Source organism: Gracilimonas mengyeensis (genome assembly GCF_900182705.1).
GTDB classification, from domain to species: domain Bacteria; phylum Bacteroidota; class Rhodothermia; order Balneolales; family Balneolaceae; genus Gracilimonas; species Gracilimonas mengyeensis.
Window position 1 is genome coordinate 1 of record NZ_FXTP01000009.1, and the last position, 12,688, is coordinate 12,688.

Below are 12,688 nucleotides of genomic sequence, written 5' to 3' on the forward strand. Positions count from 1 at the left end.
CAGCGCCGATGGTACTGCTTACGCGGTAGAGTAGGTCGTCGCCTCCTTCCTTTTTGTACCCCACAAGCCCCGGATCAACATCCGGGGCTTTTTTTTTAACTATGATGAAGTCTTCTTTTCGGTGTACCTTTACATTTAAATTACAAGAGGATGTAAATTTGGTATTTGCTATATTCACTGATTTATTGGCATATTTTGAATCCACTTTATCTTTATGATCAAAAAGAAAGTAACAATCAAGAATTCTTCCGGGCTTCATGCGCGCCCTTCAGCAGCTTTGGTTAAATTAGCTGGTAAATTTAAATCTGATTTTTTTATACATAGCTTCGGTTACAGGGTTAATGGAAAAAGCATTTTGGGTGTAATGACTTTGGCAGCTGAATCTGGTGCTGAACTTGAATTAGAAGTTGACGGGCCTGATGAAAAGGAAGCGATGGAAGCTATTGTAGAACTGATTGATGCCAAATTCGGGATGGAAGACGAATAGAAAAAATGGATGTAGACGTGGAGCAAAAAGTACTTGAAGGCATAGGGATAGATGACAACATTGCAATAGGTAAGGCTGTCATTTTTAGTACCGATTCGTTAGAGCCTGTCACTCCACAAAAAATTGCAAAAAATCAGGTTGAGAAGCATAAAAAAAGGTATAAAACGGCTCAGCAATTACTATTAGAAGACCTGGAAACTTTATCTAACCAAGTAAGTGACACGAGCACGAGAGATATCATTGAGACTCAGAAACAGATTGCTTCAGATCCTGAGATCGAACGAAATGTGTATAGTATTATAGATGGTAAACTGTTAACAGTAGATTTTGCGGTCTATCAAACTTACGACCTTTTCATAGAACGGCTTAAGGAAAGTGGTTCAGCACTTTTCAGGCAACGAATTGTAGATCTCGAAGATTTACGGGATCGTTTTGTTTCGATTATCAAAAATAAACCCAAGAATAACGCCGTAACAAAAAAATCGATTATTGTTACTAAGGATATAAGTCCCACAGAATTGGTGTCTTATTATGAGGATGGCATCCAGGGTTTGATAATGGAGAAAGGTGGAATTACCTCCCATGCAGCTATTATTGCCAAATCCTTGGGTATTCCATGCATGGTAAGTGTGAAATCTGCCACTGATTCAATACCCAATCAAAAAGAAATTATTCTGGATGGTACGGTAGAAAAAGTATATGTAGATCCATCCAAAAAACTGGTTAAGAAGTACCGTGATAAAATCGCCAAAATACGTGCCGGTGAGGCGAAAGTAGAAAATCTTGTAAGTGAGACAAAAGACGGCAAGAGCTTCCACCTGATGGCTAACATTGAATTTGAGGCTGAATTGCCGGAAGTAAAGAATAACGGTGCTGCCGGTATTGGATTACTCAGAACGGAAAGTTTGCTTTTTGGTCATAGAATTAGAAAAAGCTCAGAAGAGCAAGAAGTGTTTTACGGACATATTTTAGAGGATTCTTCCGGGGAAGTGATTATTCGGTTATTTGATATCGGGGGAGATAAGAACAATAGTTTTTCTAATAAAGAAGCGAATCCCTTTTTAGGTTGGAGGGGCATACGTCTTTTATTGGATGAGGATAAACTGCTCAGAAATCAACTTACAGCTATTTTAAAAACAGCAGGCAAGTATCCGGGGAGGGTTAAAATTCTGGTACCTATGGTATCAGTAATGGAAGAAGTACAGGAGATAAAAGCTATTATTGGAGGCATTCAGCAGCAATTGGAAGAAGAAGGGGAGAAAGTAGATAAGGATATTCCAATTGGTGTGATGGTAGAGGTACCCAGTGTGGCTGTTTCCGCCTTTAAATTTGCCCAGGAAGTTGACTTTTTTAGTATTGGAACCAATGATCTTACCCAATATACCATGGCTGTGGACCGTGGTAATGAACGTATTTATAATTTATTCCAGCATTACCATCCCTCGGTCCTTCAACTTATAAAAACTACCATCGAAGGGGCTAAAAAGGCGGGGATAACCGTAAGTGTATGTGGAGAGCTGGCTGCCGATAAAATTGGAGCAGCTTGTGTGTTAGGAATGGGAATCACCGATTTAAGTATGGTTCCCAGAGCTATACCTAAAGTAAAATCTTTGTTGAGTTCAAGATCCATGGATGACTTTGCAGAATTGGCAAAAGCTGCGCTGGATCAATGTTCGGCCAGAGGGGTCAAAGAAGTATTCGACGAGTGGCACGTTCCTGCTATTGATTAACTGTTTTTAATCTCGGTTCAGGCACGATGTAAGCGGTTTGATAACCTTTTCTTTTTTAAAATGGAAGTGAGTTTCTGTTAGATATGTAAGTTATGGAAACGATTTTACAACTAAATTAATAAGGAAATAATTATTTATTTATTTAATAATTTAATAAAAAAATTAATTCAACTATAATAATTTTGCCAATTGTTGATAATGAGTAAAAAACTGAATAGCTTGATTAAAGGAATTTCACTCTTAAAAACACAATTATCATGATTAGCAAAAATTATACTCCTAAAAGAACAGTTTGTAAGGTAACTTTTTCCCTTCCTGAAGAATGGGCTAATGAGAAAGTAGCCATTGCCGGCGATTTTAACGATTGGGATACCAGTGCCGATGAGCTCGAGAAGAAAGATGGAAGCTGGGAAACAACACTTCGCCTGAAGCCTGAGAACACGTACCGGTTTAAGTACTTTGTAGATGGTGAACGATGGGAAAATGATGATGACGCCGATGAATACGAAGCCAATGAATTTGGTACAGAAGACTCAGTACTTGTAATTGGCGAATAACGTCAATTAGGCTGTCAGGTTTTCATCCCATAACCTATATTGGGGCGTTAAGTTAGTTAACAACCATCCTTTAATATGCGCCCCTTTGTTTGATCAGCATTTATATAAGCAAAAATTAGCTACGTCATGGTTAGGGCGTAGCTTTTATTTTTTTGAAGAAATTCCCTCAACGAACTCTTACTGCAAGACTATAAAGATGGAGGAAGGGTTGCATGGAGCAGCTTTTCTTACCGACTATCAAACCGGGGGCCGAGGACAGCATAAGAGAAAATGGGAGACAAGTAAGAAACAGAATCTCACTTTTAGCTTGGTTTTCTGTCCTCAAAGAAAAGATGGATTCATCTTACTCACGCTCGCATGCGCCCTTGCGGTACTTGAAGCAATAAATGATTTAGAAGGATTACAAGCTAAATTGAAATGGCCAAATGATGTGTTGGTCGATTCGAAGAAGTTATGCGGTATTCTTACGGAAACTCAATTTACCGGAAATCAGCTGGAGAAAATTATCATCGGGATTGGTTTAAATGTAAATCAGTCAAAGTTTCCGGCCTCCCTGGATGATTACGCAACTTCAATAGCTCTGGAAAAAGGCTCTCCTTTAGATCGGGAAACTTTGCTGGCCAACATTTTTCTTAAATTGGAAAAGCGATTTCATCAATGGGAAAATTATAATCCACGATTGCCAAGAAGTATCAACAAGCATATGATTGGATTTGGCAAGTGGACACGACTCAGTGTAAATGGCGAAATGCTGGATGGCAAACACAAGTTTTTGGGAATAGACGGTACGGGAAAATTGCTCACCTTGGATAAAGACTTAGAACTGAATACATATACCTATGAACAAGTACGTGTATTTTTATAACCTTTAGGTAAGTTTTTGAGGGCTATATTATAAATATTCTCATCTATCAGTCTAATAGAATAGAAAATAGTTTAATATTAAACGAATTTTTATTTTTGAGTGTTGTCTAAGGTGAACAACAAATAATACTAAACCCAAACTTATCATGGCACATCATAAAGGTATACACCACATAACGGTTTTGGCTGGGGATGCCCAGAGAAATGCGGATTTTTACACTGAGCTTTTAGGCATGAGACTGGTCAAAAAATCAGTAAACCAAGACGACCCAGGTACATATCACCTATTTTATGGCAATCAATCGGCTGAACCTGGTTCCAGTTTAACTTTTTTCCCTTGGCCGAATGCAGTAAAGGGAAAGCCCGGCGTAGGGGAAGTAGTAAATGTAGGATTACAAGTACCGGAAGCATCAGAAGAATATTGGCAAGTACGTCTGAGCGAGTATGATGTCAATTATGAAGTTGTTGAAGTTTTCGGGAAAAAAGCACTTCGTTTTGAAGATCCTGATGGACTGGAGCTTGATCTGGTATTTGAAGGTGGCGCAAAAGAAAAAGTAGAAAATGTAGATTACATAGTGCCAGCTGAATACACCGTTCAGGGATTCTGGGGAGCGAAAATGTTGCTTGCTGAAAAAGATCATACCCAAAAATTAATTCAGGAATTATTTGGCTTTGAGAAAGTAGCTGAAGAAGGAAGCCAAACGTTATACCAGACTGATGCAACTATTGGTCGCAACGTTATTATTGAAGTTGCTGAGCAGCATGAGCATGGTACAAACGGTCGCGGTATTGTACACCACATAGCATACCGCGCTGAAAACAAAGAGGAACTGGGTGAGCTCCGGCAAAAAGTAGGTTCTAAAGGATTACAACCTACCCAAATCATAGATCGGCACTGGTTTAACTCGGTGTATTACCGGATTCCAGCCGGAGTGCTTTTTGAAATGGCAAGCGATGATCCGGGCTATACCGTAGATGAAGAGTTTGAACATCTTGGCGAGCAGCTGATCCTTCCGCCCTGGCTGGAAAACAAACGTGATCGAATTGAGGAAGTGTTACCCGCACTGAAGATCAAAGCCGGTGCAGCTTCCTGATACACCCTAAATCACATTAAAATTTAACCCTATGCTGGGGAATAATAGATTTTCCAGCATATAAGTTTTATCAGCTATGAGTTTATTTAGAGTAGAAAAAGACACCAACTTTTCAGGTCCTCACCAAGGTACTCCAACCGCAGAGGGTGGAGTATCTTTAAATGAAGCCGATGCCGCTATGATCATGATTCACGGACGCGGGGCCACGGCACAAAGCATTGTGGGGCTATCCAGTGAGTTTGAAATCCAACAGAAACTGGCATACAGAGCTCCACAAGCAAACAGTAATACGTGGTATCCCTACTCTTTTATGGAGCCAATCGAGAAGAATGAACCCGGTCTTTCATCAGGTCTACAGCGTATTCATGATTTGATCGTGGAATTAGAGGAAGCAGAAATACCCAAGAATAAAATTTATTTATTGGGCTTTTCTCAAGGAGCTTGTCTGGCTTCAGAATATGTGGCACGTCATCCCGCAAAATATGCAGGTTTAATTGCCTTGAGCGGTGGTTTGATTGGTGATTCCGTAAATCCTGATCAATATGAAGGCGATTTAAAAGGCACACCCGTTTTTATGGGCTGTAGCGATGTTGACCCGCATATTCCGAAAGAACGTGTAAATACTTCGGAAGAAGTGCTCAGTGGTCTTGGAGCACAGGTTACCAAAAAATTATATCCAGGTATGGGGCATCTTGTAAACCAGGATGAGATTGATCATATTAATAGCATGATCAATTCTTAAATTCGGGGACAGTATCAGGTAGTCTTATTCCTTCCATCTCCGCATCAAAACCAATTATAGTATGGAAATTTTGTGGCTTATTGCCGCTTATGTTTTAGGTATGGCGGTTTCCAAAGTAAAAGTACCTCCTTTGGTAGGCTTTCTTGGAGCAGGAATTTTACTTTCATTTTTCGGATTTGAAGCCACTGATACGCTCCATCAGATTGGGCATCTTGGAGTATTATTGCTTCTTTTTACGGTGGGTTTGCATCTCCGTATCAAAAGTATTTTGAGGCTGGAAGTTCTGGGGGCCGGCGGACTTCACTTAGTTGTGAATACCGGCATCTTCATGCTGGTTGCCTCATTCTTTGGCTTCAGCTGGCTACAGGCGTTGATTATAGGTGTCTTACTGGGTTTTTCCAGTACCGTTCTGGCAGCCAAGGCATTAGAGAGCAGGGGAGAGCTTGGTGCATTTCATGCCAGGGTCTCCATAGGTATACTTATTCTGCAGGATATTGTAGCCATTGTGGTACTGGCATTAACAGGCGGCAGTACTCCTTCGGTGTGGGGATTGATTTTATTGGGATTGCCACTCCTAAGGCCCTTACTTATCCGCACGCTGATAGCCAGCGGCCATGAAGAGCTACAGCTCTTGTATGCTTTGATTCTGGCTATTGGGGGCGGAAGTTTATTCGAGGTCATGGGCTTTTCTTCAGAACTTGGCGCTCTTGCTTTCGGAGCGCTATTGTCAGGGCACAAACTGGCCGATGAACTCTCTGAAAAATTATGGGGACTCAAAGAAGCCTTTCTTGTTGGATTTTTCCTGGAAGTGGGACTTTACGGCTTACCGGACTATGAAGCCATTGTATTTTGTTTGGTGATCCTGGCTCTGCTGCCTTTGAAATCAGCCCTTTATTATTACATGCTCACAGGTTTCAAATTGCGGGCCCGGAATGCTTTTATGGTGATGGGGACCCTTTCTTCATATAGTGAATTCACCCTGATTGCCGGGGTCGTTGCTGTATCGGGTGGGTTTATACCTGAATCCATAGTTACCAGTTTCGCCCTGTTGGTAGCCATTTCCTATGCTATCAATGCGCCATTTACCGCAAATATCAACGCTTTTTGGGATTCCTTTGAACATTCGGCTTTGTATTGGGAACGGAATATCAAGCATCCGGGCGATCAGGTGGTTTCATTGGGAGGTGCCCAATATCTCATCGTTGGCATGGGGCAAGCCGGTTCCTCCGCTTACGAATATCTCAAAGAAAGAGAATACCCTGTGATAGGACTGGAGGCTGACCCTGCGAAGCTGGAAGAAAATCGGCAGAAAAAACGGAAAGTAGTGTATGGTGATGCCCAGGATCCTGAGCTGTGGGAAAATATCAACCTCACAAAAATCAATGCTATCATCCTGGCCATCCCCAATCATGATACCAAGCTTGAAGCCACCAAGCTTATTCGCAAGTATGGTTTTACCAGGGATGTAATGGTGCTTACCATCAGGGAAGATGAGACCATAGAATTACGTGAAGCCGGTGCCACATCGGTCTGCCTGCCGGTGAGTGAGGCTGGAAGAAAACTGGCAGAGCTTAGTATTTCGGATCATGATGGTAAAGATAGGCCGGGATTATCTCTGAATCTTTCCTATGAAAGCTGATTTTCAATCAACCGAAAAATATAGTTTTCACTGTTTCGTTTGGACAGTTGATTAACCGTTGGAATTTTTTTTAAAGTCAGGATGGTTACATTAGGGCAGATATAGTTTAGGTAATTTATAAAAGATATTATGGTTATAAGACAGCGTATGCATAGAGTGTTGGCTTTTCTCTTAATTGGATTTTTTGCGGTATCGTGTTCACTATTCGATAATGACCGCAAAGCTTCGGTTCCTTTTCCTTGTGAGGATGGCATGGCCGATGGGTATCCTTGTGAAAACGTGGATATGTTTGCTCATCTATCCTTATATGAATTGACGGGTGATAGTGTCGATACCCGCTTGAATGATATCTGGGGCTGGACTGATCCCCAAACCCAAAAAGAATATGCACTGGTAGGCTACACTACCGGAGTTTCTTTCGTTGATATATCAGATCCCGCGCAGCCTTTGGTAGTAGGACGTTTGCCCGAATCGAATTTACGGGCCAAATACAAGCGTTTAAGCTTTGATCAGTATCCATCCTGTAATCTAAGTATTGGCAACACAGAATTTTCCAGAAGCCTGACTGAGGGCTCTACCTGGCGGGATGTAAAGGTCTATGATAATCATGCCTTTGTAGTAAGCGATGCCCAGCCGCATGGCATGCAGGTATTTGATTTAACCAAATTGCGCAATTATAGCGGCGAAGTGATGACTTTGGAACAGGATGCACTTTATGACCGCTTTGGCAGTGCCCATAATATTGTTATCAATGAAGCCACGGGATATGCTTACGGTGTGGGTATCACTCAGGGAGAAATTTGCGGAAGCCGTGATAGCACTGGTTTGCACATGGTAAATATCCAAAATCCGAAGAACCCTGAATTCGCCGGATGCTACATTGATGGTTCTCCGGGCAATTACCGTATTGCCAAGGGATATATCCATGATGCCCAGTGCGTGATTTATGACGGCCCGGATACGGAATATAGCGGCAAAGAAATTTGCTTCAACTCATCAGAAGGCAATGTGGTAATTGCGGATGTTTCTGATAAAGCCAATCCCCAAACTCTTGGGTACAAGCGTCAGGTTGATATGCAATACTCTCACCAGGGATGGCTGACGGAAGATCATTCCTTCTTTTTGATGAATGATGAACTTGATGAGAGAAACCTGGGCCGTGAAACCAAGACCTATGTGTGGGATGTCAGGGATCTGGAGGATCCAAAATTTATAGGATACTATTCACATGAAACTCCATCCATTGATCACAATCTGTATGTGAAGGGGCAGTATGCCTACGAAACCAATTACAATGCAGGCCTGCAAATACTGGATTTATCCGGAGTAGCTGATGCCCAGCTCGAACGAATAGCGTATTTTGATACTCAACCACAAACGGATGCTCCCAATTTTACAGGTACCTGGAGTAACTACCCGTTTTATGAAAGCGGGTTGGTGGTGCTAAGTGATATCGAGACGGGCTTATTTGTGGTGCGTCCTAATTTGGACTAAAGAACGGTCTAAACCAGATTAGCTTAATTCCAGAACTTCATCGCATAATGCTATTTCACGCTCATCGTTGGATGCAAGTATGACCATGGTTCCTGATTCTGCCGATTCTTGCACTATGCTTTTCACAAGGGCTACTCCCTTTTCATCCAAATTCGATCCCGGTTCGTCCAGCATAAGCACCCTGGGACTGCGCACAAGCGCAGCTGCCAGCTTTGTTCGCTGCTGTTGTCCTGTTGATAAGCTTCCAAAAAGTTGATCCCTAAGCTCCGGAATTTGAACGCGTTCCAACAATTGTATCAACTTGCTTTCTTTTGCAGGATGTCCTCCAGCCTCGAGTAAAAACCGAAGGTTCTCTATCACGGAAAGTTCGGCATATAAATTAATGTAGGGCGCTGCATAGCCGATAGCAGCTTTTACTTCAGAAGAGCTAAGCTGCTTTCCGTCATCTTGCCATTCAATTGAGCCGGAATTAGGCCGCAACAGACCTGCGAGGCATTTCATGAGTGTTGACTTTCCACTACCGTTTGCCCCGGATATCCCCAATATTCCGCGGCTATGCTGAAAACTCATTTCAGAGAATATCAGGTGTTGATTGAATTTTTTGGTTACATCTTGCGCGCTGACAGTAATCATGGACCAAAGGTAGTAAGTTTGAAATAAAGTTTATGCCGCAAACCCCGTTAATCTTAAAAAATGAAAACAATATCCTATTGATGAAAACCTTAATTGTATAGACAGACCGGAGACGTTATTTTCAATAAAATTACTCCTTCAGATATGCATCATACTACAGAAAAAAATATTCAGCGATTTCTTGATTTGGTTCCAGCCAATAAAGAATACTATTTACCTCAGGATTTACAATCTGCAGGTTTTCCTACTTTTATCACGGAGAGGATTCGTTTAGAAATAGCCGATAAACTGGAAAATGAATTTCAGCTCACTGATAATCCCTGGACCAATGTTCAATCAACCCGGGTGAAAGCTTCCTGGAAAGATTTCCAAAATGCGCTACAGGCTAATATCCGGATTCCCCAAAGGCGGCTGAAGGAGGTAGTAAGTGGAATTATTTCAGAGATTGTACAGGTATTGATTGATCCCCGTTCTTTTCTGGCCGAATATATTTATCGGGATGACGACAGCCTGACCCTGCAGGAAGTACGGGCGAGATCGGCACGTCTGACGGTCTACAAGCATTTTGCACAAGCCATTCCCCTCTATATGGATAAAAGAGGTTTGGGCACATTGGACAAAGAACGCTGCCAATTGCTCATTCAAAAACTGGATGCGAATCTTGCCAAGACCTATTCTGAAAACGACTGGTGTACTATTTTAGATCCTCTTTTTAAGATCGGAAATGGGACGGTACACGCAGATTTACTTTGTGAGTTTTTTGAAGGGAAAGAGTTGTATCAAACAGCTGCAGTATTCAAGTCGTTGGATAAGAAGCTTACTCCTAATGATTTCGTGGATAAACTAAAAAATGCAGATTTACCGGATGCCAGTACACAAATTGAGCAGGGTAAAGTTCTGAAAGGAAAGTCCAATAAGTCTGATGATGGGAATAACATTGCTGCAGGCACGCCTCCAAAAGATGAACGGCTGGTAGATAACTTTTTAGAATCCACTGAAGAAGAAAATGAAGAGCCTGAGCCTGATGAAGAGGATTCTTTTAACGCACTTTTTAAAACCGAAGAGGCCGGTCGATCTTTCTTTGAGGAGTTTGACGAGGAAGAAGAGGGTAATCAAGAGGAAGTATATACAGAACAGGTAGAAGAAACGGAAGAAACTGAGGCTGAATCTTCGGAAAATGACATGACTTCATTATTGGATGAAGCCGCCGATTCTTACAGTCAACTTTTTGATGAAGAAGATCAAGAGGATGAAGAGTTTGACGAAGAGCCTGAACTTGAGGAAGATGAGGTTGATATTTTTGGGGAAGAGGATGGCCCTGGGTTTGAAGAAGAGGGCCTTAGCCTTTACTCAGTGGAAGAGGCCGCTGATGATGAGGAAGAAACACCCATGTGGCAGCAATTTTTGAGCCCGGATCAGCTTCAGGAGTTAAAAGACAAGGATGAAGAGGAGGAAATCATTGTAGGGGAAGATGATTTTGTAGACGACTTAATTGATGAAGAAGAGTCAGAGGAAACGGAGCTTTCTTCAAACGGTCGTGAAACCCCAGGCAATTCTCCAGGCTTGAAAAAGTATCTTTCAGAGAATGAGACACTTTATGTGCACGAATTATTTAATGGCTCTGAAAAAAAGTATAACAAAGCGCTAAAAAAAATCCAGAAATTTGACCAATGGAAGGAAGCTGCGCCTTATATTCACAAAAAAGTATTTACCGCTCACAACATCGATATGTTTTCGGATAAGGCCGTTGAATTTACGGATGGCCTCCAATCCTACTTTAAAAAATTTAAAACCTAACCAAACCAGATCAGAGAATTCTTATGGCATCTAATCCAAAGGCAGAACGTCTGCAAGAACTACGGAAAGAAGCACTGAAGGGCGGTGGTGAAGCGCGCATTGAAAAACAACACGACAAAGGGAAATTAACCGCCCGTGAACGCATCGATTTGCTGCTGGATAAAGGCAGTTTTGAAGAAATTGACAAGTTTGTAACCCATCGCAGCACGGCTTTTGGGTTGGATAAAAAGAAAATTTATGGAGATGGGGTTGTAACCGGACATGGTAAAATTCATGGCCGGCCTGTGTATGTATTTAGCCAGGATTTTACCGTTTTTGGCGGTTCCCTATCCGAGACCCATGCCGAGAAAATTTGCAAAATTATGGACCTGGCCATGAAAAATGGTGTACCACTAATTGGGTTGAATGACTCAGGAGGGGCTCGTATACAGGAGGGCGTTTCGTCTTTGGGTGGTTATGCCGAGGTATTTTGGCGCAACAGTATGGCTTCGGGCGTGATACCTCAGATTTCTGCAGTGATGGGACCCTGTGCCGGTGGAGCCGTGTACAGCCCGGCTTTGACCGATTTTGTGTTTATGGTTGAAAATACCAGCTATATGTTTGTGACCGGACCCAATGTGGTGAAAACGGTGACGCACGAAGAAGTGACTTCCGAAGAACTAGGTGGGGCGTCTGCACATAATACTAAGTCAGGAGTCTCCCATTTTTCCAGTCCAAATGATGCCGTTTGTCTGAATGATATCCGGGAACTGATGAAATACATTCCCCAAAATTGCGAGGAAAAAGTACCGGAAATTGAATCCAGGGAACCGGATGCGGCTAAAGCCAAAGCCCTGGATGATTTGGTACCCCTGAATCCCAACAAGCCCTACGATATCCACGATGTGATAGACGGTATCATGGACAAAGATTCTTTTTATGAAGTACACAAGGATTATGCGGATAATATTGTAGTAGGTTTTGCCCGACTCGACGGCAGGAGTGTAGGTGTTGTAGCCAATCAGCCGTTATCACTGGCTGGTGTGCTTGATATTGATGCTTCGCTGAAGGGCGCACGTTTTGTTCGCTTCTGTGATGCTTTCAACATCCCGCTGGTGGTTTTTGAAGATGTGCCCGGATTCCTGCCGGGAACGGACCAGGAATGGGGCGGAATCATAAAACACGGCGCGAAGCTGCTATATGCTTTCTGTGAAGCTACTGTTCCCAAGATGACGGTAATCACCCGTAAAGCCTACGGTGGCGCTTATGATGTAATGAACTCCAAGCACATCCGCGCGGATTATAACGTAGCGTGGCCAACCTCCGAAATTGCCGTGATGGGAACCAAGGGAGCTGTTGAGATTATCTTCCGCAAGGAAATTGCGAAAGCCGACGATCCTGAAGCGAAGCAAAAAGAGCTGGAAGATGAATACAGCGAAAACTTTGCTCATCCTTATTTAGCTGCAGGACGCGGATTTATTGATGATGTGATTCATCCACATGAAACGCGGGAAAAACTAATTAAAGCGCTTGAATTATCGCACAACAAGGTAGACAGTATTCCCAAGAAAAAGCACGATAACCTGCCGATTTAATTCGCTGGTAGTTTTTTAAATTCATCCATCTAAATAAAAAAGGTGCTGCTCAATTAAGAACAGCACCTTTTCTTTGT

At 42.3% G+C, this 12,688-nt stretch carries 12 protein-coding genes; 10 read left to right on the forward strand and 2 right to left on the reverse strand.

What is annotated here, in order from left to right; translation table 11 throughout:
• Nucleotides 1-205 (reverse strand): hypothetical protein (locus FN815_RS19035; protein WP_221930304.1); only part of this gene is annotated, 205 nt, incomplete at its 3' end.
• Nucleotides 206-214: 9 nt separating this feature from the next.
• Here FN815_RS19035 and FN815_RS10795 point away from each other — a divergent pair.
• The 8 genes from FN815_RS10795 (at nt 215) to FN815_RS10830 (ending at nt 8,607) form a co-directional block, all read left to right on the forward strand.
• Nucleotides 215-487 (forward strand): HPr family phosphocarrier protein, encoded by a 273-nt coding sequence (locus FN815_RS10795; protein ID WP_142454656.1) that lies wholly within the window; start codon nt 215-217, stop codon nt 485-487.
• Nucleotides 488-492: 5 nt separating this feature from the next.
• Entirely contained in the window at nt 493-2,217 is a 1,725-nt protein-coding gene (gene ptsP / locus FN815_RS10800; protein WP_142454657.1) for a phosphoenolpyruvate--protein phosphotransferase, read from the forward strand.
• Nucleotides 2,218-2,474: 257 nt separating this feature from the next.
• Nucleotides 2,475-2,774, forward strand: coding sequence for an isoamylase early set domain-containing protein (locus FN815_RS10805; protein WP_142454658.1), 300 nt, complete (start codon nt 2,475-2,477; stop codon nt 2,772-2,774).
• Between the two features lie 85 nt (nt 2,775-2,859).
• Entirely contained in the window at nt 2,860-3,639 is a 780-nt protein-coding gene (locus FN815_RS10810) for a biotin--[acetyl-CoA-carboxylase] ligase (RefSeq protein ID WP_142454659.1), read from the forward strand.
• Nucleotides 3,640-3,784: 145 nt separating this feature from the next.
• Nucleotides 3,785-4,732: a VOC family protein gene (locus tag FN815_RS10815; RefSeq protein WP_142454660.1), complete on the forward strand. Its 948-nt coding sequence runs from the start codon at nt 3,785-3,787 to the stop codon at nt 4,730-4,732.
• 76 nt (nt 4,733-4,808) lie between these two features.
• Nucleotides 4,809-5,474 carry an alpha/beta hydrolase gene (locus tag FN815_RS10820; RefSeq protein ID WP_142454661.1) on the forward strand — a complete coding sequence of 222 codons (666 nt, stop codon included), beginning with the start codon at nt 4,809-4,811 and terminating at the stop codon, nt 5,472-5,474.
• A 61-nt stretch (nt 5,475-5,535) separates the two neighbouring features.
• Entirely contained in the window at nt 5,536-7,113 is a 1,578-nt protein-coding gene (locus FN815_RS10825) for a cation:proton antiporter family protein (protein ID WP_142454662.1), read from the forward strand.
• A 129-nt stretch (nt 7,114-7,242) separates the two neighbouring features.
• Nucleotides 7,243-8,607 (forward strand): choice-of-anchor B family protein, encoded by a 1,365-nt coding sequence (locus FN815_RS10830; protein WP_142454663.1) that lies wholly within the window; start codon nt 7,243-7,245, stop codon nt 8,605-8,607.
• Nucleotides 8,608-8,625: 18 nt separating this feature from the next.
• Here FN815_RS10830 and FN815_RS10835 read toward each other — a convergent pair whose 3' ends face one another.
• Nucleotides 8,626-9,240 (reverse strand): ABC transporter ATP-binding protein, encoded by a 615-nt coding sequence (locus FN815_RS10835; protein ID WP_246075242.1) that lies wholly within the window; start codon nt 9,238-9,240, stop codon nt 8,626-8,628.
• 144 nt (nt 9,241-9,384) lie between these two features.
• Between FN815_RS10835 and FN815_RS10840 the strand changes: the two genes are divergently transcribed.
• Both FN815_RS10840 and FN815_RS10845 read left to right on the forward strand, forming a co-directional pair.
• Nucleotides 9,385-11,037, forward strand: coding sequence for a hypothetical protein (locus tag FN815_RS10840; RefSeq protein WP_142454664.1), 1,653 nt, complete (start codon nt 9,385-9,387; stop codon nt 11,035-11,037).
• 23 nt (nt 11,038-11,060) lie between these two features.
• Nucleotides 11,061-12,611 carry an acyl-CoA carboxylase subunit beta gene (locus FN815_RS10845; RefSeq protein ID WP_142454665.1) on the forward strand — a complete coding sequence of 517 codons (1,551 nt, stop codon included), beginning with the start codon at nt 11,061-11,063 and terminating at the stop codon, nt 12,609-12,611.
• Nucleotides 12,612-12,688: the final 77 nt, after the last annotated feature.

Bases quoted from the DNA above. Each gene is read 5' to 3' on its own strand.
- FN815_RS10845 (WP_142454665.1), top strand. From the start codon at position 11,061: ATGGCATCTAATCCAAAGGCAGAACGTCTGCAAGAACTACGGAAAGAA.
- FN815_RS10820 (WP_142454661.1), top strand. From the start codon at position 4,809: ATGAGTTTATTTAGAGTAGAAAAAGACACCAACTTTTCAGGTCCTCAC.
- FN815_RS10835 (WP_246075242.1), bottom strand. From the start codon at position 9,240: ATGATTACTGTCAGCGCGCAAGATGTAACCAAAAAATTCAATCAACAC.
- FN815_RS10815 (WP_142454660.1), top strand. From the start codon at position 3,785: ATGGCACATCATAAAGGTATACACCACATAACGGTTTTGGCTGGGGAT.
- FN815_RS10830 (WP_142454663.1), top strand. From the start codon at position 7,243: ATGGTTATAAGACAGCGTATGCATAGAGTGTTGGCTTTTCTCTTAATT.
- FN815_RS10805 (WP_142454658.1), top strand. From the start codon at position 2,475: ATGATTAGCAAAAATTATACTCCTAAAAGAACAGTTTGTAAGGTAACT.
- FN815_RS10825 (WP_142454662.1), top strand. From the start codon at position 5,536: ATGGAAATTTTGTGGCTTATTGCCGCTTATGTTTTAGGTATGGCGGTT.
- FN815_RS10795 (WP_142454656.1), top strand. From the start codon at position 215: ATGATCAAAAAGAAAGTAACAATCAAGAATTCTTCCGGGCTTCATGCG.
- FN815_RS10840 (WP_142454664.1), top strand. From the start codon at position 9,385: ATGCATCATACTACAGAAAAAAATATTCAGCGATTTCTTGATTTGGTT.
- ptsP (WP_142454657.1), top strand. From the start codon at position 493: ATGGATGTAGACGTGGAGCAAAAAGTACTTGAAGGCATAGGGATAGAT.